This is a genomic window from Microbacterium rhizomatis (assembly GCF_008710745.1).
GTDB lineage: Bacteria > Actinomycetota > Actinomycetes > Actinomycetales > Microbacteriaceae > Microbacterium > Microbacterium rhizomatis.
On sequence record NZ_VYSA01000005.1, the window covers coordinates 173,768 to 198,569 of the forward strand.

Annotated in this window: 22 protein-coding genes and 1 tRNA gene; 16 read left to right on the top strand and 7 right to left on the bottom strand. The window is 69.1% G+C overall.

Annotated features, from left to right (window positions below):
- Window positions 1-6: 6 nt before the first annotated feature.
- On the top strand, window positions 7-921 hold the full coding sequence (locus tag F6B43_RS17890) for an ABC transporter substrate-binding protein (RefSeq protein WP_150450367.1): 915 nt from the start codon (window positions 7-9) through the stop codon (window positions 919-921).
- A gap of 120 nt (window positions 922-1,041) precedes the next feature.
- The gene (locus F6B43_RS17895; protein WP_150450368.1) at window positions 1,042-2,838 is read left to right on the top strand and encodes an ABC-F family ATP-binding cassette domain-containing protein; all 1,797 of its coding nucleotides are present in this window, start codon (window positions 1,042-1,044) and stop codon (window positions 2,836-2,838) included.
- An 82-nt stretch (window positions 2,839-2,920) separates the two neighbouring features.
- Here the strand turns inward: F6B43_RS17895 and F6B43_RS17900 are convergent, their stop codons facing one another.
- Window positions 2,921-3,418: a MarR family winged helix-turn-helix transcriptional regulator gene (locus F6B43_RS17900; protein WP_150450369.1), complete on the bottom strand. Its 498-nt coding sequence runs from the start codon at window positions 3,416-3,418 to the stop codon at window positions 2,921-2,923.
- Window positions 3,419-3,487: 69 nt separating this feature from the next.
- Between F6B43_RS17900 and F6B43_RS17905 the strand changes: the two genes are divergently transcribed.
- The 7 genes from F6B43_RS17905 (at window position 3,488) to F6B43_RS17935 (ending at window position 9,812) form a co-directional block, all read left to right on the top strand.
- A tRNA-Gln gene (locus tag F6B43_RS17905) sits at window positions 3,488-3,559 on the top strand.
- Between the two features lies 1 nt (window position 3,560).
- The gene (glmU, locus tag F6B43_RS17910) at window positions 3,561-5,054 is read left to right on the top strand and encodes a bifunctional UDP-N-acetylglucosamine diphosphorylase/glucosamine-1-phosphate N-acetyltransferase GlmU (RefSeq protein ID WP_150450370.1); all 1,494 of its coding nucleotides are present in this window, start codon (window positions 3,561-3,563) and stop codon (window positions 5,052-5,054) included.
- Window positions 5,029-6,063, top strand: a complete 1,035-nt coding sequence (locus F6B43_RS17915; RefSeq protein ID WP_150450371.1) for a ribose-phosphate diphosphokinase — start codon at window positions 5,029-5,031, stop codon at window positions 6,061-6,063. Before glmU ends, F6B43_RS17915 begins: the two co-directional genes overlap by 26 nt.
- Window positions 6,064-6,230: 167 nt before the next feature.
- Window positions 6,231-6,728, top strand: coding sequence for an FMN-binding protein (locus F6B43_RS17920; RefSeq protein ID WP_150450372.1), 498 nt, complete (start codon window positions 6,231-6,233; stop codon window positions 6,726-6,728).
- Entirely contained in the window at window positions 6,728-7,609 is an 882-nt protein-coding gene (locus F6B43_RS17925; RefSeq protein ID WP_150450373.1) for an FAD:protein FMN transferase, read from the top strand. Before F6B43_RS17920 ends, F6B43_RS17925 begins: the two co-directional genes overlap by 1 nt.
- Complete coding sequence (locus tag F6B43_RS17930) at window positions 7,606-9,174, top strand: FAD-dependent oxidoreductase (protein ID WP_150450374.1); 1,569 nt, start codon at window positions 7,606-7,608, stop codon at window positions 9,172-9,174. The genes F6B43_RS17925 and F6B43_RS17930 overlap by 4 nt, the downstream gene beginning before the upstream one ends.
- Window positions 9,174-9,812, top strand: a complete 639-nt coding sequence (locus F6B43_RS17935) for a hypothetical protein (RefSeq protein ID WP_246160042.1) — start codon at window positions 9,174-9,176, stop codon at window positions 9,810-9,812. Before F6B43_RS17930 ends, F6B43_RS17935 begins: the two co-directional genes overlap by 1 nt.
- A 105-nt stretch (window positions 9,813-9,917) precedes the next feature.
- Here the strand turns inward: F6B43_RS17935 and gad are convergent, their stop codons facing one another.
- From gad to F6B43_RS17950, 3 genes are all read right to left on the bottom strand, one after another.
- The gene (gad, locus tag F6B43_RS17940; RefSeq protein WP_150450375.1) at window positions 9,918-11,330 is read right to left on the bottom strand and encodes a glutamate decarboxylase; all 1,413 of its coding nucleotides are present in this window, start codon (window positions 11,328-11,330) and stop codon (window positions 9,918-9,920) included.
- 87 nt (window positions 11,331-11,417) lie between these two features.
- Complete coding sequence (locus F6B43_RS17945) at window positions 11,418-13,049, bottom strand: sensor histidine kinase (protein ID WP_343030107.1); 1,632 nt, start codon at window positions 13,047-13,049, stop codon at window positions 11,418-11,420.
- 53 nt (window positions 13,050-13,102) lie between these two features.
- Window positions 13,103-13,837 carry a response regulator transcription factor gene (locus tag F6B43_RS17950; RefSeq protein WP_150450376.1) on the bottom strand — a complete coding sequence of 245 codons (735 nt, stop codon included), beginning with the start codon at window positions 13,835-13,837 and terminating at the stop codon, window positions 13,103-13,105.
- 205 nt (window positions 13,838-14,042) lie between these two features.
- Here F6B43_RS17950 and F6B43_RS17955 point away from each other — a divergent pair, with 205 nt between their 5' ends.
- The 3 genes from F6B43_RS17955 to F6B43_RS17965 all read left to right on the top strand — a co-directional run bounded on the left by F6B43_RS17955 (window position 14,043) and on the right by F6B43_RS17965 (window position 17,373).
- Window positions 14,043-15,491, top strand: coding sequence for an ABC transporter permease (locus tag F6B43_RS17955; RefSeq protein WP_150450377.1), 1,449 nt, complete (start codon window positions 14,043-14,045; stop codon window positions 15,489-15,491).
- Between the two features lie 34 nt (window positions 15,492-15,525).
- A complete protein-coding gene (locus F6B43_RS17960; protein WP_211368200.1) occupies window positions 15,526-16,257 on the top strand; it encodes an ABC transporter ATP-binding protein in 732 nt (243 codons plus the stop codon).
- Window positions 16,258-16,359: 102 nt separating this feature from the next.
- On the top strand, window positions 16,360-17,373 hold the full coding sequence (locus F6B43_RS17965; protein WP_150450378.1) for a magnesium and cobalt transport protein CorA: 1,014 nt from the start codon (window positions 16,360-16,362) through the stop codon (window positions 17,371-17,373).
- Here F6B43_RS17965 and F6B43_RS17970 read toward each other — a convergent pair.
- A complete protein-coding gene (locus tag F6B43_RS17970) occupies window positions 17,370-18,395 on the bottom strand; it encodes an NAD-dependent epimerase/dehydratase family protein (protein WP_150450379.1) in 1,026 nt (341 codons plus the stop codon). The genes F6B43_RS17965 and F6B43_RS17970 overlap by 4 nt on opposite strands.
- 72 nt (window positions 18,396-18,467) lie before the next feature.
- On the opposite strand from F6B43_RS17970, the gene F6B43_RS17975 reads away from it, so the two are divergent.
- Window positions 18,468-19,793, top strand: coding sequence for an FAD-binding oxidoreductase (locus tag F6B43_RS17975; RefSeq protein ID WP_150450380.1), 1,326 nt, complete (start codon window positions 18,468-18,470; stop codon window positions 19,791-19,793).
- 5 nt (window positions 19,794-19,798) lie between these two features.
- Here the strand turns inward: F6B43_RS17975 and gndA are convergent, their stop codons facing one another.
- The gene (gene gndA, locus F6B43_RS17980) at window positions 19,799-21,280 is read right to left on the bottom strand and encodes an NADP-dependent phosphogluconate dehydrogenase (protein WP_150450381.1); all 1,482 of its coding nucleotides are present in this window, start codon (window positions 21,278-21,280) and stop codon (window positions 19,799-19,801) included.
- Window positions 21,281-21,470: 190 nt separating this feature from the next.
- Between gndA and uxaC the strand changes: the two genes are divergently transcribed.
- Together uxaC and F6B43_RS17990 are read left to right on the top strand one after the other, a co-directional pair.
- Window positions 21,471-22,871, top strand: a complete 1,401-nt coding sequence (gene uxaC, locus F6B43_RS17985; RefSeq protein WP_150450382.1) for a glucuronate isomerase — start codon at window positions 21,471-21,473, stop codon at window positions 22,869-22,871.
- An 85-nt stretch (window positions 22,872-22,956) separates the two neighbouring features.
- The gene (locus F6B43_RS17990) at window positions 22,957-23,484 is read left to right on the top strand and encodes a gluconokinase (RefSeq protein ID WP_246160043.1); all 528 of its coding nucleotides are present in this window, start codon (window positions 22,957-22,959) and stop codon (window positions 23,482-23,484) included.
- Between the two features lie 242 nt (window positions 23,485-23,726).
- Here F6B43_RS17990 and F6B43_RS20050 read toward each other — a convergent pair whose 3' ends face one another.
- The gene (locus F6B43_RS20050) at window positions 23,727-23,849 is read right to left on the bottom strand and encodes a hypothetical protein (RefSeq protein WP_281349568.1); all 123 of its coding nucleotides are present in this window, start codon (window positions 23,847-23,849) and stop codon (window positions 23,727-23,729) included.
- 276 nt (window positions 23,850-24,125) lie between these two features.
- On the opposite strand from F6B43_RS20050, the gene F6B43_RS17995 reads away from it, so the two are divergent.
- Complete coding sequence (locus tag F6B43_RS17995) at window positions 24,126-24,746, top strand: 50S ribosomal protein L25/general stress protein Ctc (protein WP_150450383.1); 621 nt, start codon at window positions 24,126-24,128, stop codon at window positions 24,744-24,746.
- Window positions 24,747-24,802: the final 56 nt, after the last annotated feature.

Consider the following 24,802-nt stretch of genomic DNA (forward strand, 5'->3'; position numbering starts at 1 on the left):
ATCCTCATGTTCACAGCGAAAAAGACGCGGCTGCTCACAGCTGCCGCCGCGGTCGCCGGAGCGGCTCTGCTGCTCGCCGGTTGCGCTTCGAGCAATCCGCTCGATTCGGGATCGTCCGCATCGGCCGGTTCGTCGAGCACGATCGTCATCGGTTCACAGGCGTACTACTCGAACGAGATCATCGCCGAGATCTACGCCCAGGCCCTCGAGGGCGCCGGCCACACGGTCGACCGCCAGTTCAACATCGGTCAGCGCGATGCGTACATGCCCACGATCGAGAGCGGAGCCATCTCGCTCTTCCCCGAGTACACGGGCAACCTGCTGCAGTTCTACTCGCCCGACACGACAGCACGCACCGCGGACGACGTCTTCGCCGCGCTTAAGACCGCACTGCCCGACAACCTGACGGTGCTGGATCAGTCCACGGCGACCGACCAGGACTCGTACACGGTCACCAAGGCCTTCGCCGACCAGTACGGGCTCAAGACGATCGCCGATCTGTCGAAGGTCACCGTGCCGCTCACGCTCGGCGGCAACGCCGAGCTGGCCGATCGCCCGTACGGACCGACGGGTCTGAAGTCCAAGTACGGCGTCGATGTGGCTTTCTCGGCGACCGGTGACACGACAGTCGAAGACCTCGTCGCAGGCACGATCAACATCGCGAACGTCTACACCGCCGACCCGCGGATCAAGACGCAGGACCTCGTGACGCTGTCCGACCCGGACGGGCTGTTCCTCGCATCCAACGTGGTGCCGCTCGTGAACAAGGACATCGCGGACGAGATCTCCGGCGTGATCAACAAGGTGAGCGCCAAGCTGACCCCCGAGGGACTCGTCGCCCTCAACGTGCAGAGCACCGTCGACAAGAAGTCGCCGGCCGACATCGCCAAGCAGTGGCTTTCGGACAACGGTCTCAACTGACCTGACCTGACCTCACCACCCGCGAGACTGCAACCGGCCCGAGACGGCGGGACTTCCCCATCGTCTCGGGCCTCGGTTGCAGTCTCGCGGTCGCTCCGGGTCGCCTAACCTGGAAAGGACATGGCGCATCTTCTCGGGGCCGAGGCCCTGCAACTCGAATTCCCCACCCGCATCATCTTCGACTCGGTCTCGCTCGGTATCGACGAGGGCGACCGCATCGGTGTCGTGGGGCGCAACGGCGACGGCAAGTCGAGCCTCCTGGCGATGCTCGCCGGCCGGCTCGAACCTGACGCGGGGCGCGTCACGGTGCGCCGCGGTGTGCGGGTCGGCGTGCTCGATCAGGGCGACACGCTGGACGACGCCGACACCGTGGCATCCGCGGTCGTCGGCGATCTCGCCGAGCACGTCTGGGCGGGGGATCCCCGCGTGCGCGACGTCACCGCGGGCCTTCTGGGCGAGATCGACTGGGATGCTCCGATCGCGGGCCTCTCGGGCGGCCAGCGCCGCCGGGTCGCGCTCGCGCGGCTCCTGGTCGGTGACGACGACGTGCTGATGCTCGACGAGCCCACCAACCATCTCGACGTCGAGGCCATCGCGTGGCTCGCGGAGCATCTCAAGAGGCGGTGGGCTCCGGCATCCGGCGCGCTGCTGGTCGTCACGCACGACCGGTGGTTCCTCGACGAGGTCAGCACGAAGACGTGGGAGGTGCACGACCGCATCGTCGAGCCGTTCGACGGCGGATACGCCGCATACATCCTGCAGCGGGTCGAGCGCGACCGGATGGCGGCATCGTCCGAGGCGAAACGGCAGAACCTCGCGCGCAAGGAGCTCGCGTGGCTGCGCCGCGGCGCCCCCGCCCGCACGGCCAAGCCCCAGTTCCGGATCGACGCCGCCAACGCGCTGATCGCCGATGTGCCCGAGATCCGCGACCCCGTCGCGCTGCGCTCCCTCGCGGTCGCTCGCCTCGGCAAAGATGTCGTCGACCTCCTCGACGCCTCGGTGAGCTACGACGATCGCCCCGTGCTCACCGACATCGAGTGGCGGATCGCGCCGGGGGAGCGCACAGGCATCCTCGGGGTCAACGGCGCCGGGAAATCGACACTGCTCGGCCTGGTCGCCGGCACGGTGCAGCCGACGGGCGGGCGGGTCAAGCGCGGGACGACGGTGAAGGTCGCCACCCTCACCCAGCGCCTCGATGAGCTGGAGCAGCACCTGAACAGCCCGGTCCGGGTCGTGCTGGAACGGCTGCGCACGACGTACTCGTTCGGCACCGGGTCCAAAGTGCAGGAACTCACACCGGGGCAGCTCCTCGAGCGGATGGGTTTCACGAGCGCCCAGCTCTCCACACCCGTGAAAGACCTCTCCGGCGGCCAGAAGCGGCGGCTGCAGCTCCTCCTCGTCCTCCTCGATCAGCCCAACGTGCTGATCCTGGACGAGCCGACGAACGATCTCGACACCGACATGCTCGCGGCGATCGAAGACCTGCTCGATTCGTGGCCCGGGACCCTCCTCGTCGTCTCCCACGACCGCTACTTCATCGAACGCGTGACCGACCAGCAGTACGCGATCCTCGACGGGCGCCTCCGCCACCTCCCCGGGGGTGTCGACGAATACCTCCGCCTGCGGCATCGTCAGGAAGAGAAGCGGGATGCCGCGGCATCCGCCACCGCGGCGGCCGCCACTCCCGCCCCCGGGCTCAGCGGCGCCGACCTGCGGGCTGCGCAGAAAGAGGTCTCGGCGATCGAGCGACGCCTGACCAAGCTGACGGCGCTCATCGACGCGGCGCACATCGCGATAGCAGAGCACGATCAGAACGACTACGCAGGCGTCGCCGCGCAGTCCGCCAAGCTGCAGGACCTGGAGTCCGAGGTCGCCCAGCTCGAGGAGCGGTGGCTGGAGCTGTCAGACCTGGTCTGACCGCCCTCTGACCACCCGCGAGACGCGGCCACGGAACCGAAGACGGCGGTCCGAAGGTTCCGGGGGCGCGACCCGCGGGTGGTCAGAGGTCGAAGCCCAGGCTCAGCTTGCGGAGCAGCCCGGCCAGGCGATCGCGGTCGCTCCGCGAGAGTTCGTCCAGCAGTACGGCCTCGGCATCGACGAGACGTGTGATGGCAGCATCCACCCGCGTCCTGCCGTCGGTCGTGAGTGTGACCAGGATGCTGCGCCCGTCGTCCGGGTCGGCTTCGCGCCGCACGAGTCCGCGGTCGTACAGCCGGTCGATCCGGTTGGTCATGGTGCCGCTCGAGACCAGGGTCTGCTGCAGAAGCTGCTTGGGGCTGAGCTGGAACGGCTCACCCGCGCGGCGGAGCGCCGACAGGACGTCCCACTCCCAGGATTCGAGGTCGCTGCGGCGGAACGCGTCCTTCCGCGCGCGATCGAGGTGGCGGGACAGGCGATCGACGCGCGAGAGGACCTCGAGGGGCGAGAAGTCGAGGTCGGGTCGCTGCGTGACCCACGCACCGACGATGCGGTCCACTTCGTCGGTGTCGTGCGCCATCCTCCCATTATCGACCGGCGGCGGCGCCGCGCTGGTCTGGCAGACTTGTGCACGCGCCGGATGGCGCGGTCCGCCGTGGTGTAACGGCAGCACGACAGCCTTTGGAGCTGTTAAGTCCAGGTTCGAATCCTGGCGGCGGAGCATGCCCGACATCACCGATGACAACGAGACCAGACCGACCGACGCGGGTCTGGCGGTGATCATCCTGGCCGCAGGTCAAGGCACACGGATGAGGTCGCGCACCCCCAAGGTGCTGCATCGCATCGGCGGCCGCTCCCTGATCGGCCATGTCCTGGAGACGTCGGCCACTCTCGCGCCCGCGCGGGTCGTCGTGGTGGTGCGACACGAACGCGACCTCGTCGCCGGCGCGGTGCTCGACGTCGCCCCGGCAGCCCTCGTCGTCGACCAGGACGAGGTCCCCGGTACCGGGCGCGCGGTGGAGGTGGCCCTGGCCGCCCTGTCCGATTTCGACGGCGACGTGCTCGTCCTCAGCGGCGATGTCCCGCTGCTGGACACCGACACCCTCGACGCGCTCGTGAGTGCTCACCGAGCGAGTGCCGCCGCCGTCACGCTCCTCAGCGCGCACCTAGAGGACGCGACCGGCTACGGCCGGGTTATCCGCGACGCCGGCGGGCACGTGCACAGGATCGTCGAGCAGAAGGATGCGACCGACGAGGAGGCCGCGGGGACCGAGATCAACGCAGGCGTCTACGTCTTCCGCGCGGCGACCCTCCGCACGCATCTGGCGCTGGTCGGCACGGCGAACGCGCAGGGCGAGAAATACCTGACAGACGTGGTCGGTCTGCTGCGCGACTCGCGATTGGGCGTCACCGCGACGCCCGTGGGGGATGCCGCATCCGCCCTCGGTGTCAACGACCGGGTGCAGCTGGCCGAGGCGGCGCGGCTTCTCAATGCGCGCACCGTCCGCCGGTGGCAGCTCGAGGGTGCGACGATCCTCGATCCGGCAACGACATGGATCGATGTCACGGCTTCTCTCGCCCCCGATGTGACGGTGCTGCCGAACACGCACATCCTGCGCTCCACGAGCATCGCGGAGGGCGCCACGATCGGCCCCGACACGAGCCTGGTGGACTGCGAGGTCGGCGAGGACGCGATCGTGACGCGGACGGATGCCACCCTCGCCGTGATCGGCGCTTCAGCCACGGTCGGCCCGTTCGCCTACCTGCGCCCGGGGACCTATCTGGGGGCGAAGGGCAAGATCGGCACGTTCGTGGAGACGAAGAACTCCACGATCGGCGAAGGCAGCAAGGTGCCGCACCTTTCGTACATCGGCGATACGACGATCGGTGTCGGCGTCAATCTCGGCGCCGGAGCCATCACCGCGAACTACGACGATGTGACCAAGCACCGCACCGAGATCGGCGACCACGTCCACTCGGGCTCGCACAACGTGTTCGTGGCGCCCGTTAGGATCGGAGAAGGCGCGAAGACCGGGGCCGGAGCGGTGATCCGCAAGGATGTGCCCGCCGGCGCCCTGGCCCTCAGCGTGGCCCCTCAGCGCAACGTCGAGGGGTGGGTCGAGACGAACAGACCGGGCACCGATGCGGCAGCAGCCGCGACGAGGTCACGGTCCGCACAGAAGGCGGACGATGGCGCGCAAGAGCAAGACGGTTGAACTCGACCGCGATCACGACATCGCCCCCGGCCTCGTCGCCAAGACCAAGAAGCGGCTCGTGGTCGCATCCGGTCGCTCGCATCCGACGCTCTCGGCCGACGTCGCCGCGTCGCTGGGCACCCAGCTCGTGCCGACCGAGTACCGCACGTTCGCATCGGGCGAGATCCTGACGCGATTCGAGGTATCGATCCGCGGGTGCGACTTCTTCCTCATCCAGAGCTTCGGCCCTCCGGTCAACGAGTGGCTCATGGAGACGCTGATCATGCTCGATGCCGCCAAGCGCGCGTCGGCCAAGCGGATCACCGTCGTCGCGCCGTATTACCCGTATTCGCGGCAGGACAAGAAGAGCCGTGGCCGCGAGCCCATCAGCGCGCGCCTGGTCGCCGACCTGCTCAAGACCGCCGGCGCCGACCGCGTGATGAGCGTCGACCTCCACGCCGCGCAGATCCAGGGCTTCTTCGACGGACCGGTCGACCACCTCTTCGCCAAGCCGGTGCTCCTGGAGTACTTCCAGCGGACGCTCACCCCCGCCGACCGCGACAAGCTGACCGTCGTCTCACCCGACACCGGGCGCGTGCGCGTCGCCGACCAGTGGTCCGACAGCCTCGGCGCACCCCTGGCGATCATCCACAAGCGCCGTGACCCGAACGTCGCCAACCAGGTGAGCGTCAACGAGATCGTCGGTCACGTCGAGGGCCGGGTGTGCCTGCTCGTGGACGACATGATCGACACCGGCGGCACGATCGTCAAGGCCGCCGAGGCGCTCAAGAAGAACGGCGCCGAACGCGTGATCGTCGCCGCAACGCACGCGATCTTCAGCGATCCGGCGACGGCGCGGCTGCAGTCGTCGGCGATCGACGAGGTCGTCGTGACGGACACCGTTCCGATCCCCGAGCAGAAGCGGTTCGGCTCGCTCACGATCCTCCCGATCGCGCCGCTCCTGGCCCGCGCCATCCACGAGGTCTTCGAAGACGGCTCGGTCACGAGCATGTTCGATGGAGCGGCATAGCCCTGCACGCATGCGGGTCGTGCCGGCGACGCGGCGCAGCACCGCGGTCTGCGGAGGAGCGCGGTCATAGCGACCTCATAGCCTGAACCGACCTCACGGAGAATCCGTGTCGTTAGCGTGGACACACGTCGCACATGCCATTCGGGCACCGCAGAAGGAGGACCATCATGATCCGCACCACCGCAGTACCCCGCCCCGTCCGCACCGGGGCCGCCGTCGCAGGAGTCGCAGGGATGCTGGCACTCGCCGGCTGCGCGGCCTCGACCACGACAGGGGGCGCCGCCAGCAGCGCGGCACCCGCGACCTCCGCCTCGTCCGCCTCCTCGCCGTCGGCGGCCGCGACCGCCGGAACGGCTGTCAGCGCGTCCACCTACAAGGACGGCACTTACACCGCCGAGGGGTCGTACGCGACCCCAGAGTCCGTCGAATCGATCACCGTGACCGTCACGATCGCGGACGACGTCATCACCGCGGTGGACGTCGTGGGCGAACCGCAGAAGGCGGAATCGAAGCAGTATCAGTCGCAGTTCGTCGGCGGGATCTCGGAGGTCGTGGTCGGCAAGCCGATCGACGAGATCTCGGTGAGTCGCGTCGCCGGCTCGTCGCTCACCAGCGGCGGATTCAATGAGGCCATCGATCAGATCAAGGCCGAAGCGGCGGCGTGATGCCGGCCACCGCTTCTGCTCCTGCGCGAGCGAGCTGGCGGTTCGAGGCGATCGGCACCGCATGGGAGATCGAGTCGTCAGACCCTCTGGGGCCGGACGCGCGCAGCGCGATCCAGTCCTGCATCGACGAGTTCGATGCGGAGTGGTCGCGCTTCCGCGCCGACTCCGTCGTCTCGCGCCTCGCTCGTGACGCCGGCGCGGTGACCGCACCCGCCGACGCGGCCGACATGCTCGACGCCTACGCCGCGCTCGACGACGCGACCTCCGGCGCGGTGAATCCGCTCGTCGGTGCCGCGCTCGCGAGCCGAGGCTACGACGCGGCCTACTCGTTCGTCGACGGCGGGGCCCTCGTCGCCCCCGCTGACTGGCGTGACCGCCTCACGTGGGCGGAGGGCACGCTCGCGCTGGACGAGCCGGCGACCATCGATGTGGGGGCATTGGGGAAGGGCAGGCTCGTCGATCGGGTGACCGGGATCGTCGCGTCGTTCATCGACGGCGACATCGTCGTCGATGCGAGCGGCGACCTCGCGGTTCGCGGAACCGGCGTGCGCGTCGGGCTCGAGCATCCGTACGACACACGCAGGGCGATCGGCGTGTGGGAGGTGACGGATGCCGCGCTCTGCGCCTCGGCGGTGAACCGGCGCGCGTGGGGCGACGGGCTGCACCACGTGCTCGATGCCCGCACGGGCGCGCCGGTGCGGGCGGTCGCCGCGACGTGGGCTGTGGCCCCGACGGCGATGCACGCCGACGCGATCGCCACCGCCCTGTTCTTCGACGGCGGCGAGGCGCTCGCCGCAGAGTGGGGCGCGGAGTGGGTGCGGATGACGACAGACGGCCGCGTGGAGTGGTCGCACGGGAGTAAGGCAGAGTTGTTCGTGTGATCGGATCCCTCACCTCGCTCTGGAACCGCGTGTTCGCGGTGCTCGGTCGCGTCTCGATGTACCGGCTCGTCTATGTCGCCCTCGGGGCGCTGGCGGTCGTGGCCCTCGTGCTGTCCTTCTTCTCACTGGTCTCGCCTGAGCCCCTCGAGCTCGTCGTCACGATCGCCGTGCTCTCGGTCGTGTGCGTGGCGGTGGATGCTGCGACCCAGCGCGTGCTGAGGCGGCCGTGGCGCATCGAATCGTCGCTCATCACCGCGTTCATCCTGCTCTTCGTGCTGCGACCGACTCTCGAGCCGATCGCTCTGGCAGGGATCGCGCTCGCCGGGGCCGTCGCATCGCTCTCGAAATACGTGCTGGCCTGGCAGGGGCGTCATATCTTCAATCCCGCCGCCGTGGGGGCTGCCGTGCTCGCCATCGCGGCGATCTGGGTGCCCTCGCTCGGCACGCCCGCGTGGTGGGTCGGCACGCCCGCGATGGCCGCCCCGGTGATCCTCGCGGGCCTGGCCGTCCTGTGGCGGACCGAGAAGGTGCGCGTGATCCTCGTCTTCCTCGTTGTGGCCGTCGCGGTGGCGCTCGTGCGGACGTCGGCCCAGTACCAATCCGCGGGTCTGGAGATCGACGGTCTGACGCTGTTCTGGCAGGTGCTCTGGTCGTCGCCGTTCCTGTTCCTCGGTGCGTTCATGCTGTCCGAGCCGCTGACCCTTCCGCCGCGCCGCTGGCAGCAGTTCACCGTTGCGATCGTGGTCGGAGCCCTCGCGGGCTGGCCGATCGACCTGGGCGTCATCAGCCTCGGTCAGGAGCGCGCGCTGCTGATCGGCAACGCCATCGCCTTCGCCTTCGCCCTGCGCACCGCCGTCGAGCTGGTGCTGGTGAGCCGAGCGATGCGCACCGACTCGGTGCAGGAGCTGACGTTCCGTGCGCGCCGGCCGTTGCGCTTCCTGCCGGGGCAGTATCTCGAGCTCGAGGTGCCGCATCCGCATCCCGACGCGCGCGGCACGCGTCGCGAGTTCAGCATCGCCTCGGCCCCGGAGGATCTCCCGAATCTGCGCATCGCCTTCCGCGAGAGCCCCGCGTCCGCCAAGGCGCAGAGCAGCTACAAGAAGGCGCTCGCCGCCGTGCCCGACGGCGGTCAATTGGCGGTCACCGGCATCTGGGGCGACTTCGTCCTCCCGAAGAAGTCGACGGTCCCCTTGCTCATGGTCGCCGCCGGCATCGGCGTGACGCCTTTCGTATCGCAGCTGAACCATATGCGGCTCGCCGCCGAGGACCGCGACGTCGTGCTCGTCTACGTCGCGACGTCGGCGGCCGAACTGGCGTTCCGGGAAGAGCTCGAGGCATCCGGCGTCCCGGTCGTCGTCTTCACCCGCGATCGGCCCGCAGACCTGCCTCGTCACTGGTTCTGGGCGCAGGGGGTTCGCCTGAACGCCGACGGCCTGCTCAAGGTCGTGCCCGACATCTCGGCGCGTCACGCGTTCATCTCGGGTCCGCCCGGTCTCATCGCCGATCTGGCGCCCGCCCTCGAGCGCGCGCGTTCGCTCACGACCGACGCCTTCAGCGGCTACTGATGACCGAGCGCAGCCTCCGCCTGCGCCGCGAGGCCTGGGCGTTCGGGGTCGGGTCGCTCCTGTTCATGCTCGGGGCGGTGCCCTTCTACGCCAGCGCGGTCGGCCCCGTCGCCGACGCGCTGACCTTCTTCGTCAGCTCGATCTTCTTCACCCTCGGCGGGGCGATCCAGCTCGCGCTCAGCGGTCGCCGTGTGCCCGGGCGCGACACCGGCACCGCCGATCGGCTGGACTGGTGGTCGGCGGCCGTCCAGTCCGTGGGGACCATCGCGTTCAACGTCAGCACCGCCGCCGTGCTCGCGACGGCGCTGGACCCCGCGACGAAGGTGGGGAGCGGCTGGCGCCCCGACGCGTTCGGGTCGGTCGCCTTCCTCGTCTCAGGCGTGCTCGCGGTCATCGCCACCACGGACCGCGACCGGCTGTGGGACCCGCGGGCACGCACCTGGCGGTGCAGCTGGATCGGGCTGGCCGGCTGCGTCCTCTTCGGCATATCCGCCGTGGGCGCGTACGTGATCCCCTCCACCGGCGACCTCGTGAGCATGTTCTGGGCGAACTTCGGCACACTGACAGGTGCGGCCTGCTTCTTCGCGGCCGCAGTCCTCAGCAGGCGCGAAGCCGCCGCCGAGGCCCCCGGCCGCTGACGCTCGGCGCCGCCGGCTCCGAATCGCGTCAAATAGCCGGGATACATGCGTCCTCCTGCCACGCAGGAGCGCCCTCCTCGATGTCGCGCCCGGCGCGTGGACGCGTCAGTGCGTGAAGGAGGTGACGAGGCCCTCGGTCGGCATGGGCGACTCCAGCGCGTCGAGATAGGCGACCGCCTCTACGATGTCGGCCAGCAGGCTCTCCGCGAGGTTCCGGCTGAGACCGTTGCGGACGACGACGCGCTGCACGACCATGTCGGTGAGGTTGTCGGGCATCGGGTAGGCGGGGATCAGCCAGCCCTTCAGGCGCAGGCGTTCGGACAGGTGGTAGAGATTCCACTTGTCGGTGTAGCCCTGGGTCAGCTGCCACGCGAACACCGGGATGTCAGTGCCGTCGTTCCACAGCTGGAACGCGGGCATCTTGCCGATCTCCGTCGCGAGGAACACCGCGACGTCCTGCGAGGCCTTCTGCACCTTGTAATACCCGTCCCACCCGAGACGCAGGAACAGGTAGTACTGCAGCAGCACCTGTGCGCCTGGACGGGAGAAGTTCAGGGCGAAACTCGGCATATGGCCGCCGAGGTACGTGACGTCGAAGACGAGCTCCTTGGGGAGGTCGTCGACGGTGCGCCAGACCACCCAGCCCAGGCCCGGGTAGACGAGGCCGTACTTGTGCGCCGACGTGCTGATCGAGGCCACGCGTTCCAGGCGGAAGTCCCACACCAGATCGGGCTGGAGGAAGGGGGCGATCATCCCGCCCGAGGCTCCGTCGACGTGAATCGGGATGTCCAGGCCCGTGCTCTCCTGGATGCGGTCGAGGGCGGCCGCGATCTCGGCGACGGGCTCGTACATCCCCGTGTAGGTCACCCCCATGATCGCGACGACGCCGATCGTGTTCTCGTCCACGTACTTCTCGAGCTCGAACCCGTCGAGCACCTTGTGCTCGTCGCTGATCGGCACGTAGCGGGGCTCGACGTCCCAGTAATTGCAGAACTTCTCCCAGCACACCTGCACCGCGCTGGAGAGGATGAGGTTGGGCTTCTCGGTCGATTTGCCGGCCGCGCGGCGCGCGAGCTGCCATCGCCGCTTGAGGGCGAGTCCGCCGAGCATGCACGCCTCCGACGATCCGATCGTGGAGGTGCCGATCGCTCCGGCCGGATCGGGCGCGTTCCACAGGCTGGCGATCATCGTCCAGCACCGCGTCTCGATCGCCGCCGTCTGCGGGTACTCGTCTTTGTCGATCATGTTCTTGTCGGCCGACTCGGCATAGATCTTCGACGCGTACGAGTCCATCCACGTCCCGACGAAGGTCGCGAGGTTGAGCCGGGAGTTGCCGTCGAGCATCGCCTCGTCGTGGACGATCTGATACGCCGTTTCGGGGAGCGACTCGCTCTGCGGCATGCGATCCAGCGCGAAGTCGGTCGCTTCTCCGGGCCGCGCGAAGATCGGATTCAGCTGGTTCTGACCCGGATCGGCCCCCAGGTTCGAGGTCGGCGAGGTCGATGGGGTTGCGGGCATGTCGGTCCTCCGGCAGCCGAGTCGCAGTGCTCGGATGAGCCCAGTCTGGAAGGGCTCATCCACCAGGTCAACCGCGGGCGCGCCGGATCACCCGCGAGGCACGACAGTCTCGTCGTGAGCGTCGCCTGCCGGCCCGCCTGGCCGCTCGGTGTCAGCCGTCGACTCGGTCGGATCGGTGTCGGCTGCTTCGGCGTCGGCGGCTTCGACCGTCGGCTCGTCATCGATGGGGCTGGCGGGATCGGCTGGCCGCGCGGGCAGGGTGACCGTGAACGTCGTGTCGCCCGGCACGCTCTGCACCGAGAGTGTGCCGTGGTGGGCTTCGACGATCGCGCGGGCGATCGAGAGCCCGAGCCCGGTGCCGCCGGTCTTGCGCGCACGCGACCGGTCGGCTCGCGCGAACCGCTCGAAGAGCTCGGGGGCGACGTCCGGGTCGACCCCCGGCCCGTCGTCGTGCACGCGGAGGGAGGCGTGGCCGTCTTCGCGAGAGAGGGTGACCGTCACCGTCGTGCCGGCCGGCGTGTGCGTCCGGGCATTGGCGAGCAGGTTGACGGCAACCTGGTGCAGCCGGGCGGTGTCGCCCGCGATCACGATCGGCTGGTCGCCGACGTCGATGACCCAGTTGTGATCCAGCCCGGCCGGTCGGGCGTCGTCCACCGCCTCGATCGCGAGCTTGGTGAGGTCGACCGAGCCGTAGACGAGTTCCTGCCCCTCATCGAGCCGGGCGAGAAGGAGGAGGTCCTCCACGAGGCTCGTCATCCGGATCGACTGGGCCTGGATGCGCTCCAACGCCGACTCGCTCGTTTCGCTGAGCGTCGGATCCCGCAGCGACAGCTCCGAATACCCCCGGATCGAGGCCAGCGGCGTGCGCAGCTCGTGACTCGCGTCGGCGACGAACCGCCGCATCCGCTCCTCGTTGAGCTGGCGCTCGTCGAGTGATGCGTCGACATGGTCGAGCAGTGTGTTCAGAGCGGCTCCGACGCGACCGATCTCGGTGCGATCGTCTGCCTGGTCGTCGGGAACGCGTTCGGCGATCGAGACCGCGCCCTGCGACATCGGAACGGCTGCCACGCGCGTCGCGGTGTCGGCGACGGCACGAAGCGGTCGCAGGCTCACGCGGATGACGAGGGCGATCACGAGCGCGAGCACGATCAGTCCGCCGGCGGTGACGGCCAGCACGGTTGTGAGGATCTGCGCGATCGTCGCATTGACCTCGGTGAGGGGGAGGCCCACGATGCCGATGTAGTTTCCGGCGGTGAACGTCTGGAGCCGGTACGACCCGTGGCCTTCGACCGACGCTGTGGCCGCGCCGCCCCCGCTGACGGCTTCGACGATCTGATGCACCTGATCGTCCGTCAGGGCGACGACGGCGCTCTGGCTGTCCACGACGGCGCCGTCCAGCACACCCGTGGGCGATTGGACGATGAGCAGCACTCCCGGCGCCTGTCGGCCCTGCTGGAGCACCGTGAAGGCCGACCGGTCGTCAGAGGTCGGGAACTGCGGCCGCGCGAGCGGCGGCCCGACCTGTTGCAGAGTCGTATTCGACAGCCGGGCGTCGAGGTTCTCCTGCAGCACGTTGCCGAGGATCGCGCTCGTGGCGAGCGCGACGATCACGAGGATGAGCGAGACGACGCCGATGACGGCGAGCATGAGCCGCGCCTGCAGACTCCAGACGCGCTGCCGGCGACGCGGCGGTCCCTCCGTCGAGGAGGCTGCCGTCACGGTCGCGCCCTCACGGCGTCACCATGCACAGTGCCACCGTCGCCGTGCCACCGTCATTGGGGCGCCTTGATCATGTAGCCGACCCCGCGCACGGTGTGGATGAGCGGCTCGTTGCCCTGATCGATCTTCTTGCGCAGGTACGAGATGTACAGCTCCACGACGCTCGAGCGGCCGCCGAAGTCGTAGTTCCAGACGCGGTCGAGGATCTGGGCCTTCGAGACCACACGGCGCTGATTGCGCATGAGGTAGCGGAGCAGCTCGAACTCCGTCGCGGTGAGTTCGAGCTCCACCCCGCCGCGGATCACTTCGTGGCTGTCTTCGTTCAGCGACAGATCTCCGACGTGCAGGATCGGCTCCGAGTCGCTCGCGAGAGCCGTGCCGGCACGGCGCATGAGCCCGCGCAGCCGCGCGACGACCTCTTCGAGGCTGAAGGGCTTCGTGACGTAATCGTCACCCCCGGCGGTGAGGCCGGCCACCCGGTCGCTGACGGCGTCCTTGGCCGTCAAGAAGAGCACGGGGACGTCGTTGCCGGACTGACGCAACCGCTGCAGCACAGCCATGCCGTCAAGGTCGGGCATCATGATGTCGAGCACCATCGCGTCGGGATCGAAATCGCGCGCGGCCTGCAGAGCTTGGAACCCCGAGGCGGCGGCACGGACGTCCCACCCCTCCATGCGCAGCGCCATCGACAGCAGGTCGGTCAGCATCTGCTCGTCGTCGACCACCAGCACCCGCAGGGGTGTGCCGTCTGGGCGCTGAAGGGCTGAGGCTGTGGCAGGGGCGGTCATGGGTCAATTGTGACCCCGCACCTATGTGCCGGCTATGGAAGCGGCTATGGGCTTGCTGTGAGTCCGCCCTCGAGAGCGTGCGCCAAGAGGCGGATGCTCCGCCAGGCCTCGCATATGTGGTGCATAAGTGGCTCAGAACCGGCACATGAGAGGCGTCCTTAGCGTGTCGATGACGGTCGGCCCTCTGCCGCCGAAAAGGGGACACATGTACTGGACATATCTCCGGCGCGAACTCGCCGGACGCAAGCGGCAGACGGCGATCGTGGCCGTCGGGCTCGCCATCGCGATCGCTCTCGTGATCATCGTGAACTCGCTCGCCGCCGGCGTGCGCGACGCGCAGGCTCAGACCCTCGAATCGGTCTACGGCGTGGGCACCGACCTCACGGTCACGGGCGCGGCGACCACGCCCGGCCAAGGGGGTGGGGCGCAGTTCGACGTTCCGCGAGACGGCGGCACCAGCGCGGGAGGCACGACGACCGTGAACCAGTCGCGACTGATGGTGGAGCGCCAGCGGGCGACGCTCGACGCGTCCACCCTGGACACCGTGACCGGGGTGGACGGCGTGGGTGCGGCTTCCGGAGCGCTGAGCCTGACGCACATCACGTTCTCCGGAGAGCTCCCCACCCAGGGCCAGGCGGCCCCCGGTGAGGGCGCACCGCCCCAGGGCGGCGCGGACGGCGCGGGGGGAAGCCGATTCAACCTCAACACGTTCACCGTGCTCGGTATCGATCCCGGTGACAGCGCGATCGGGCCGCTCGCGTCGGTGACGCTGTCCGACGGCCGGGCGCTCACGACGGATGACAACGGGCAGAACGTCGCGGTGGTCGACTCGACCTACGCGTCGACCAACAGCCTTGCCGTCGGAAGCACGATCGACGTCGGCGGAACCACGATGGAGGTCGTGGGGATCGTCACATCCTCGGCCAACACCGCCGACACGGCCGCAAATGTCTACATTCCGCTGGATGTCGCCCAGTCGATCTCCGGCGCGGGCGACGTGATCTCGACGGTGTACGTGCAGGCGTCGTCCTCGAGCGCGATCGACAGCGTGCAGTCGGCCCTCCAGGCGGCCCTGCCGGACGCCACCGTCAGCTCCGAGGCCGAGCTCGCCTCCAGCGTTTCGAGCTCGCTGTCGAGCGCATCCTCGCTCATCTCGAACCTCGGCACGTGGCTCTCGATCATCGTGCTCGCCGTGGCGGTGCTGCTCGCGGTGCTCTTCACGATCTCGGGCGTCTCGCGACGTACGCGTGAGTTCGGCACCCTGAAGGCGATCGGCTGGTCGAACGGACGCGTCGTCGGGCAGGTCGCGGGCGAATCGATGGTGCAGGGTGTCATCGGGGGAGCCGTCGGACTGATCATCGGGCTGGTCGGCATCTGGGTGATCAACATCATCTCGCCCACGATCTCGACCGCATCGGCGACGACGGGCCGGCCGGGCGGCCCGGGCGGCGCGGGCGGGTTCGGCGGCGGTGGTGGTCGCGGCGCCTTCGCCCAGTCCGCGGCGGCGGATGTGGTGCTCCACGCCCCCCTCAGCCTGTGGATCATCGTGGCCGCGATCGGACTCGCGATCCTCGGCGGGCTCGTCGCCGGAGCTTTCGGCGGCTGGCGCGCTGCCCGGCTCAGTCCCGCAGAAGCCCTCCGCTCGGTCAATTGACCCGAGCATCCGAGAACCAACGACTGGAGACGACATGAACACCATCACGGATGCGGCGATCCCGCCGTCGGCCGAGCCCGGGGCCGGCGGACTCATCTACCGGCTGGCCGGGATCACGAAACGCTATACCCAGAAGGGGCGCGCGGTGAACGCGCTCGCGGGAGTCGACCTGGAGCTGCGCGAGGGTGACTTCGTCGCGATCCAGGGGCCGACCGGAGGCGGCAAGTCCACGCTCCTCCAGCTTCTCGGCGCGCTGGACAAACCGACGGCGGGCACGATCTCGCTGGGCGGCACCGAGCTGTCGAACGCCTCGTCGGCCGAACTCGGACGCCTGCGGGCGAAGGAGATCGGGTTCGTGTTCCAGGGTTTCAACCTCATTCCGACGCTCACGGCCCTCGAGAACGTCGAGATGGCGCTCGAGCCGCTGGGCATCCCCGCAGCCGACCGGCGTGCGAGGGCCATCGAGGCGCTCGAGCAGGTGCAGCTGGCGGATCGGCACGACCACAGGCCCGCAGAGCTGTCCGGCGGGCAGCAGCAGCGCGTCGCGATCGCCCGGGCGATCGTGAAGAAGCCGCGTGTACTGCTGGCCGACGAGCCCACCGGCAACCTCGACGAGCACACGCGCGACGAGATCATGGCGGTGCTCGCCGCGCTGAACGCGACGGGACTCACCCTCATCGTGGTCACCCACGACAGCCACGTCGCCCGCATGGCGCACCGCCGGCTGCGACTGAAGCAGGGGGTCGTCAGCGAACTGGAGCGCTGACGATCCGCGACGGGCATCGAGTGTCGTACGGCCGCGTCATCCGCGTCACTTAGAGTGAGCGCGGATGCCGCGGCCGCGGCATCCTCCGAAAGGCGGTCGCTCATGCCCCTGGTCGATCTCGCGGTGTACGCGGACGGTCATCGCACACCCGATCCGGCGAGCCTGACCGACACCTTCGAGGTCATGCGCGAGCGCCATGGGCTGGCCTGGATCGGCCTGTACCGGCCGTCCGAGAACGAAGTGCGCGAGATCGCGACCGAGTTCGGGCTGCATCCGCTGGCGGTCGAAGACACCCTCCTCGGGCACCAGCGCGCGAAGCTCGACCGCTACGGCGACACGCTGTTCGCGGTACTGCGGCCCGCGAGGTACGTCGACGACGTCGAGGAGGTCGAGTTCGGCGAGGTGCACGTGTTCGCCGGTCCCGACTTCGTCGTGACGATCCGCCACGCCGAGTCGCCCGATCTCGGCAAGGTGCGCAGGCGGATGGAGTCCTCGCCGGATCTGCTCCGGCTCGGGCCGCAGGCGATCCTGTACGCGATCCTCGACGAGGTCGTCGACGGGTACGCGCCGGTGATCGCCGGGCTCGAGAACGACATCGACGAGATCGAAGACCAGCTCTTCAACCGCGACCCCGATGTTTCTCGGCGCATCTTCGGCCTCTCGCGTGAGGTCATCGAGTTCCAGCGCGCGGTCAAACCCCTCGTCCCGATGCTCCAGACGCTGCGTGGCGACGACGAGCATCCGATCGAGCTCGAGCTGCGTCGCGGCCTTCGCGACGTGCTCGATCACGCCGAGCTCGCCGTCCAGCGGGCTGACTCGTTCCGCGCGATCCTCGAGAACGCGCTCCTGGTCCACTCCACCCTCGTCGCCCAGACGCAGAACGAAGAGATGCGGCGAATGACGGAGTTCGGTCTCGAGCAGAACGACCAGGTCAAGAAGGTCTCGGGGTGGGCCGCGATCCTGTTCGCCCCGACCCTGGTGGGCACGATCTACGGCATGAACTTCGAGAACATGCCCGAGCTGCACTGGGAGTTCGGCTATCCGATGGCGCTCGGGCTCATGCTCGCCACGAGCCTGACGCTCTACACGATCTTCAAACGCCGGGGCTGGCTCTAGCCCTCCGGCTCCGCGAAGCGGGCGGCCGCCGCATCCGGACCCGCAGCGGCGATGAGGCGATCGGTCATCGCGTCGCCCTCGGGGTCGAACCGCTGCGCGTCGGGGTGGCTGTCGTAGTGCTCGATCAGGCGCCGCGCGCCTTCGTCGAACGTGATGGTCGTGCGGAACTCCGGCACGAGCGCTGTGATCTTGGCGTTGTCGAACACGGCCGAGTGCGCCTTGTCGCCGAGCAGGCTCGGCCCCTGATCGGGATCGATGCGGGCGATCGTCTCAGAGGCGATGTGCACGAACTCCGGGGATGCTGCGCCTGCCGCCTCGGCAAGCCAGCTGTAGATCTGATTCCAGGTCGGTACGTGATCGCCGGTGATCGTGAAGGCCTCGCCGATGGTGAGCGGGTTCGCGAGGAGTGCCGCGAAGGCCACCGCGAAGTCATCGCTGTGGGTGAGCGTCCACAGACTCGTGCCGTCGCCGTGGATCACGACGGGCTTCCCCGCGCGCAGCCGCACGACGTCGGTCCAGCCGCCCCTGTTCGGGAACAGCGTGTGATCGTACGTGTGCGACGGGCGCACGATCGTGATCGGCAGGCCCCGCTCCCGGTACGCGGCGACGAGAAGGTCTTCGCACGCGATCTTGTCGCGGGCGTACTGCCAGAACGGGTTGCGGAGCGGCGTGGATTCGGTGATCGGGAGGCGTCGAGGGGGCTTCTGGTAGGCCGAGGCAGAGCTGATGAACACGTACTGGCCGGTTCTCCCGCCGAAGAGATCGAGGTCGGTGCGGACGTGCTCCGGCGTGAAGGCGGTGAACTCTGCGACGGCGTCGAACTCGCGATCGCCGAGGGCATCGCGGACGGACCGCGGCTCGCGGATGTCGCCGATCACGCTCTCGGCTCCCTCTGCGATCGGGCGGCGCCCGGTGCCGCGGTTGAGCACGGTCACCTCATCGCCCCGAGCGAGCGAGCGGGCCACGCACGACGTACTGATCGCGCCGGTGCCGCCGATGTAGAGGATGCGCCTGCCTGCCATGCGTTTGACGATAGCCCCCCTCGCTCGGCGGGAGGCGGCACGGTGTCGCCGGTGCGCGGTAATGTGCCGCGCATGAACGTCGGGGATCTGCGTGGATCGGTGGTGGGCGATGTGGTCGCCCCGGGCGACGAGGGGTGGGATGCCGCGCGTGCGTATCATTCCGGAATCGGCAGGCCCGAGCTCGTCGTGCGGGCGCGCACGGTCGGCGATGTGCAGGCCGCGGTGCGGTATGCGGCTGCCGGGGGTCTGTCCGTAGGCGTGCGCGGGGGCGGGCACAGTGCGTGGGGCGCACTGCCGGGCGGTGTCGTCGTCGATCTGTCGACGCTCGCCGACGTGCAGGTCGACGCTCCCGCCGTGCACGTCGGCGGGGGAGCGACGTGGGGGAAGGTCGCCCGCACCCTCGCCACACGTGGGCTCGGCCTGAGCTCCGGCGATACGGCGTCGGTCGGTGTCGGCGGACTCACCCTCGGGGGTGGAATCGGCTGGATGGTGCGGGCGTGGGGTCTCGCGGCCGATCAGCTCATCGGGGTCCAGCTCGTGACCGCGTCGGGCGATCTCGTCGAGGTCGACGCGCACTCGCAGCCCGAGCTGTTCTGGGCGCTCCGCGGGGGTGGCGGCAACTTCGGGGTTGTGACGCGGTTCGACTTCCGCGCGCACGAGCTGAGTTCGGTGGTGTGGACCGTCCTGCAGCTGTCGGGCGACGCACGGCCGGTCCTCGCAACGATGAGGGATGTCATGGCGAATGCTCCGCGCGACCTGACGGTCACCTTCATGGACGTGCCGGCGATGGATCCGAGTGCCCCGGCGGGGGCCACTCTGAGCGCACTCTGGATCGGCGATGACGAAGGCGCCGCGCGGGCGGTCCTCGCCCCGCTCGTCGAGCTCGACGGGGTCACGGTGCTCGAGTCCGGCGTTCGTGCGTATCCCGAGATCCTGCTCGACATGCCCGCGGCCGATCCCTCACAGCCCGTGCCCGGGTTCATCGGCGACAACATCCTGGCGGCGGCGCTCGACGACGACCTCATCGAGGCCGTGGTGTCGTTCCACGAGGCCCACCCTGCATCCGTGCTCTTCCTGCGCTCGCTCGGCGGGGCGTTCGGCGACGTCGCCCAGGAGGCGACCGCATTCCCGGCCCGCCGGGCGACCTGGTTCGTCATGGAGGGCGCTTTCGATATCCCCGGCGTCCTGACCGACGACGAGCGCGTCGCTGCCGAGTCCGGCTGGGCGAGGATCGCACAGAGCGGACTCGCGCTTTACGGCAACTTCACCGCGACAACCGATCAGACACTGCTCGCGCGCATGTACCCGCCGGCGACCCTGTCGCGCTTGTCGGCCGTCAAGCACCTCTGGGACCCGCAGAACGTCTTCTCACGCAACTTCAACATCCGTCCGGTCTGACCGGCTCAGTGCGTGTCTTCCGCCTCGACCTCGGTGCGGTCGCCCGACCACAGCGTGTGGAAGGTGCCGGGTTTGTCGATGCGCTTGTAGGTGTGCGCTCCGAAGAAGTCTCGCTGTCCCTGCACGAGCGCCGCGGGGAGGCGGTCGGCGCGCAGCCCGTCGTAGTACGCGAGGGATGACGAGAACGCCGGGGCGGGGATGCCGACGCGCGCCGAGGTGGCCACGACATCGCGCCAGGCGTGCTGCGCCCGCTGCAATGCCTCGACGAAGTAGGGCGCGCTGAGCAGGACGGGCAGATCGGGGGTCTGGTCGTATGCCTCGGCGATGCGGTTGAGGAACTGGGCGCGGATGATGCAGCCCCCGCGCCAGATCTTCGAGACGGCGCCCAGGTCGATCGTCCAGCCGTATTCGGCGGCGCCGGCGCGGATCTCGTCGAATCCCTGCGAGTAGGCGACGATCTTCGATGCGTACAGCGCGAGCCGGATCTTCTCGATGAACGCGTCGGGGTCATCGACCGTCCACCCTCCCTGCGCGTCGGCCTCGGGGCCGGGAAGCCCGCGCGACACCGAGCGCTGCTCTGGGTGGCTGGACAGGGAGCGCGCGAAGACGGCTTCGGCGATCCCGGAGACGGGCACGCCGAGGGTGAGCGCGGTCTGCACGGTCCACGCGCCGGTGCCCTTGGCGCCGGCCTGGTCGACGATGACATCGACGAGCGGCGCGCCGGTCGCGGCATCCACCTGGCGCAGCACTTCGGCGGTGATCTCGATGAGGTAGGACTCGAGTTCGCCCTTGTTCCACTCGGCGAACACGTCGGCGATCTCTGCGGGCGACTTGCCGGTGCCGCGGCGGATGAGGTCGTACGCCTCGGCGATCAGCTGCATGTCGGCGTACTCGATGCCGTTGTGCACCATCTTGACGAAGTGGCCGGCACCGTCGTGGCCGATGTGGGTCACACACGGTTCCCCCTCGGCGACGGCGGCGATCGACTTCAGGATCGGCCCGAGCGTGACCCAGGACTCGTCCGAGCCGCCGGGCATGATGGACGGGCCGAGCAGGGCGCCCTCCTCGCCGCCCGAGATGCCGGCGCCGACGAAGTTGATGCCGGTCTCTCGCACCGCCTTCTCGCGGCGGATCGTGTCGGTGAACAGGGCGTTGCCGCCGTCGACGATGATGTCGCCCGGCTCGAACGCGTCAACGAGCGCGTTGATGACCGCATCCGTTCCCGCGCCCGCCTTGACCATGATGATCGCCGCTCGCGGCTTCTGCAGCGACGCGGCGAACTCTTCGTACGAGGACGCCGGCACGAAGTTCGCTTCGGGATGCTCGGCGACCAGGTGTTCGGTCTTGTCGTGGCTGCGGTTGAAGATCGCAACGGTGTTGCCCTCGCGACTCGCGAGATTGCGGGCGAGGTTCGAGCCCATCACCGCGAGACCCACGACGCCGATGTTCGCGGTGGGAGTGGTGCCGGACGTGCTGGTTTCCGCCATGGTGAGTGTGCTCCAGAGAGGGAAGTGGGGGTGGGACGCGAGTGCAGATCGCCCGCTGGCCAGCGTACCGGCTCGGAACCGGTTGCATCGGGCACCCGGTTGCCGTCGTTCTGCTCCCCTGCGTACAGTCGATTCGGAGCCGCCGCCGCGGCGCACCCTCCGATCCCGAACGCCCGTGAGCTGAGCAGACATGAACCCCACGATGGCGTCGCGCACCGCGCTCTTCCCCGCAGACCCGGCGACCCGCGCACGGGCGGCCGAGCTGTATGCCGCCGTGGCCGATAAGCCGATCATCTCGCCTCACGGCCACGTCGCACCGGGTCTGCTGGCCGACAATGAGCCCTTCACCGATCCGGCCGCGCTTCTGCTCTCGCACGACCACTATGTGACGCGTCTGCTGCATGCCGGCGGGGTCTGTCTCGAGGCTCTCGGCGTGGGGGGCGCCGATTTCGATCCGCGGTCGGCGTGGCGCCTGCTCGCCGCGCACTGGCACCGCTTCGCGGGCACGGCCTCGGGCTACTGGCTCGAGCGAGAGTTCGAGGATCTCTTCGGGATCGTCGACGAGCTCGGTCCGGAGAACGCCGATGAGGTCTACGACAGGATCGACGCGGCACTGCAGCGCACGGAATTCCGCCCGCGCGCCCTCTTCGACCGATTCCGCATCGCCGTCCTCGCCACGACCGACGATCCCCTGGACGACCTCGACGATCACGCGAGGCTCGCACGTGACGGCGCCGTCTCCGGGCGCGTGGTGCCGACCTTCCGTCCGGATGCCTACCTCGACCCCGAGTCGTTGGGCTTCGCTACTCGGGTGCACCGGCTGATCGAGGCGGCGGGGGGCGGCCGCGCGGACTTCGGCTCGTACCTCCGCGCGCTCGAGGCCCGTCGCGCTCATTTCATCGCCCGGGGTGCGGTGTCGGCCGATCACGGTGTGGTCGAGCCGTACACGACCCGGCTCGACGCGGATGCGGCGGAGCGGCTCTTCCAGGGGGCGCTGCGAGGCGAGCTGGACGCGGGGTCCGCGAGGGAGTTCCGCGGCCACATGCTGTGGCAGATGGCACGGATGAGCGTGCAGGACGGCTTGGTCATGACGATTCATGCGGGCGTGCACCGCAACCACTCGACTGTGACCCACGGGCGGTTCGGGCCGGACAGTGGGAGCGATATTCCCACGCGTGTGGAGTATGTGCGCAACCTGCACGCCCTCCTGGAGAGCTTCGGTCTGGTGCGCGATTTCCACCTCGTGCTCTTCACCATCGATGAGACCGCGTTCTCGAGGGAGATCGCTCCGCTTGCGGGCTTCTACCCGAGCGTCTACATCGGCGCGCCGTGGTGGTTCATCGACGCGCCCGATGCGATCGCGCGCTTCCGCGCGGCAACGGTCGAAACCGCCGGCTTCTACCGATCGAGCGGCTTCATCGACGACACGCGTGCGTTCCTGTCGATCCCGGCGCGTCACGACATGGCGCGGCGGAGCGACGCTGCGTTCCTCGCCCGGCTCGTCGAGGAAGGGCGCGTCCGCCCCGCCAGAGCGCAACGCATCATGCAGGACCTCGTCGACGCGATTCCGCGTGAGGTGTTCAAGCTGTGAGCGGCGGTGATCGCACGAATCGCATGCTCGAGCAGTCGTTCACCCTGCCGTGCGACCGCGTCGCCGACGCAACGGTGCACGACCGGTGAGCGGCCCGCAGCCCTCGCCCCCCGCCCGCGTCGTGGTGATGGGGGTGTCGGCGGTCGGAAAATCCACGGTGGCCACCTGCATCGCTGCGGCTTCAGGGTTCTCGTTCGTGGACGCCGACGAGCTGCACCCTGCCGCCAACATCGCCAAGATGGCGGCCGGCGTCCCGCTCGAGGACGGCGACCGGTGGCCGTGGCTCGATCGGGTCGGAGCGACGCTCGCGGCGGCGCCGCCCCCGGGCATCGTGATCGCCTGCTCGGCGCTCACCCGCGCTTACCGCGACCGGATCCGCGTGGCAGCGCCCGATGCGTTCTTCGTCTTCCTGGACGGCGCACCCGATGTGCTCCATGCCCGGGCGGCGGCGCGCACCGGGCATTTCATGCCGGCCGCGCTGCTCGATTCGCAGCTCGCCCTCCTCGAGCCGCTGCAGGCGGATGAGCGCGGCGTCCGGATCGACGTCGTCGCGCCGATCGATCAGGTCTGTGCCGGCGCCGTTGCCGCCGTGTGCGCGGACGGCCGGTCATAGGGCGACGCCCGCGACGGCGGACGCCGGGGATGTGGCGAAGCGCTCCCGGTCCGGCCGTGTCACGATCTACGACGTCGCGCCGCTCGCGGGCGTCAATCTCCCGACCGTCTCACGGGGGCACGCGCGCGTACCCCAGGAGTCATCGCCTGGCGTATCAGCGCGGTCGTCGGGTTCAACGACCTGATCGCGATCGGGATCATGCAGGAGGCGGCGGTCTCCGGCATCCGCGTCCTTGCGGTCGGTCAGTCCTTGCGGTAGGCCGCGCGCCCCATCGACCAGAACGCGAACACGGTGCCGACCAGGCCGAGCGCGGCGATGAGGCCGATGACGCCGAGCAGGATGTCCGAGGCGAGCTTGCTGTCCATCAGTGATCCTCCGGTGCGGGACGGGGTGCGTACTCATCGTAGCGGGGATGCAGCCGGGCCCTCCATCGCTCGGGGGCGTCCGGCATGGGGCAGGCCGCCATCACTGGTAAGCTCGGTGATTGAACTTCGGCGAGGGATAGCTCGTGCCGCCACAACGGCGGATGCGGCATCCGTGATCGACGCGGTGATGCAGGCTCACGGCTTTCCTCACGCGCTCGCGTTCGAGTCGAACCCAGACCCCCATCTTGGGCCCGTGTGCCCGCAAGGAGAATCATCATGTCGGAAGACAACAAGGTCCACGCCGAGCTGCGTGAGAACTTCGGCAAGGGCTACGCCCGTCGCCTTCGCGCCGCGGGCAAGATCCCGGCCGTCATCTACGGCCACGGCGCTGAGCCGAAGCACGTCGCCCTCCCGGGTCACCAGGTCGCCCTGCTGATCCGCAAGGCGAACGCCGTGCTCGAGCTCGACGTCGCCGGCTCGCACGAGCTGACCCTGGTGAAGGACGTCCAGAAGGACCCGGTGCACCAGATCATCGAGCACATCGACCTCCTCGTCGTGAAGAAGGGCGAGAAGATCCAGGTCGACGTGCCCGTCACGATCACCGGCGAGTCGGCCCCCGGCACGATCGTCGCGCAGGACGCGAACACCGTTCTGCTCGAGGTCGAGGCGACCAACATCCCTGAGCGCATCGAGGTCGACATCGAGGGCCTCGAAGAGGGCACCCACATCCTGGCCTCGCAGCTCGTGCTGCCGGCCGGCGCCTCGCTCGTCGTGGACGCCGACACGCTCGTCATCGCGATCTCCGCGCCTTCCAGCGAGGCCGACGAGATCGCCGAAGCCGATGCCGCCGTCGCCGCCGAGCAGGCGGAGGAATCCGAAGAGGCCGCCGCCGAGTAGTCGTTCGACGTTCGACGTTCGACGAGCCCGTCCTCGCCTATTGTGGGGGCGGGCTT

Coding starts and splice junctions, on each gene's coding strand:
- F6B43_RS17960 (WP_211368200.1), top strand. CDS start 15,526: ATGAACACCATCACGGATGCGGCGATCCCGCCGTCGGCCGAGCCCGGG.
- uxaC (WP_150450382.1), top strand. CDS start 21,471: ATGAACCCCACGATGGCGTCGCGCACCGCGCTCTTCCCCGCAGACCCG.
- F6B43_RS17890 (WP_150450367.1), top strand. CDS start 7: ATGTTCACAGCGAAAAAGACGCGGCTGCTCACAGCTGCCGCCGCGGTC.
- F6B43_RS17920 (WP_150450372.1), top strand. CDS start 6,231: ATGATCCGCACCACCGCAGTACCCCGCCCCGTCCGCACCGGGGCCGCC.
- F6B43_RS17965 (WP_150450378.1), top strand. CDS start 16,360: ATGCCCCTGGTCGATCTCGCGGTGTACGCGGACGGTCATCGCACACCC.
- F6B43_RS17935 (WP_246160042.1), top strand. CDS start 9,174: ATGACCGAGCGCAGCCTCCGCCTGCGCCGCGAGGCCTGGGCGTTCGGG.
- F6B43_RS17970 (WP_150450379.1), bottom strand. CDS start 18,395: ATGGCAGGCAGGCGCATCCTCTACATCGGCGGCACCGGCGCGATCAGT.
- F6B43_RS17915 (WP_150450371.1), top strand. CDS start 5,029: ATGGCGCGCAAGAGCAAGACGGTTGAACTCGACCGCGATCACGACATC.
- F6B43_RS17975 (WP_150450380.1), top strand. CDS start 18,468: ATGAACGTCGGGGATCTGCGTGGATCGGTGGTGGGCGATGTGGTCGCC.
- F6B43_RS17925 (WP_150450373.1), top strand. CDS start 6,728: ATGCCGGCCACCGCTTCTGCTCCTGCGCGAGCGAGCTGGCGGTTCGAG.
- gad (WP_150450375.1), bottom strand. CDS start 11,330: ATGCCCGCAACCCCATCGACCTCGCCGACCTCGAACCTGGGGGCCGAT.
- F6B43_RS17950 (WP_150450376.1), bottom strand. CDS start 13,837: ATGACCGCCCCTGCCACAGCCTCAGCCCTTCAGCGCCCAGACGGCACA.
- F6B43_RS17900 (WP_150450369.1), bottom strand. CDS start 3,418: ATGGCGCACGACACCGACGAAGTGGACCGCATCGTCGGTGCGTGGGTC.
- gndA (WP_150450381.1), bottom strand. CDS start 21,280: ATGGCGGAAACCAGCACGTCCGGCACCACTCCCACCGCGAACATCGGC.
- F6B43_RS17995 (WP_150450383.1), top strand. CDS start 24,126: ATGTCGGAAGACAACAAGGTCCACGCCGAGCTGCGTGAGAACTTCGGC.
- glmU (WP_150450370.1), top strand. CDS start 3,561: ATGCCCGACATCACCGATGACAACGAGACCAGACCGACCGACGCGGGT.
- F6B43_RS20050 (WP_281349568.1), bottom strand. CDS start 23,849: ATGGACAGCAAGCTCGCCTCGGACATCCTGCTCGGCGTCATCGGCCTC.
- F6B43_RS17895 (WP_150450368.1), top strand. CDS start 1,042: ATGGCGCATCTTCTCGGGGCCGAGGCCCTGCAACTCGAATTCCCCACC.
- F6B43_RS17955 (WP_150450377.1), top strand. CDS start 14,043: ATGTACTGGACATATCTCCGGCGCGAACTCGCCGGACGCAAGCGGCAG.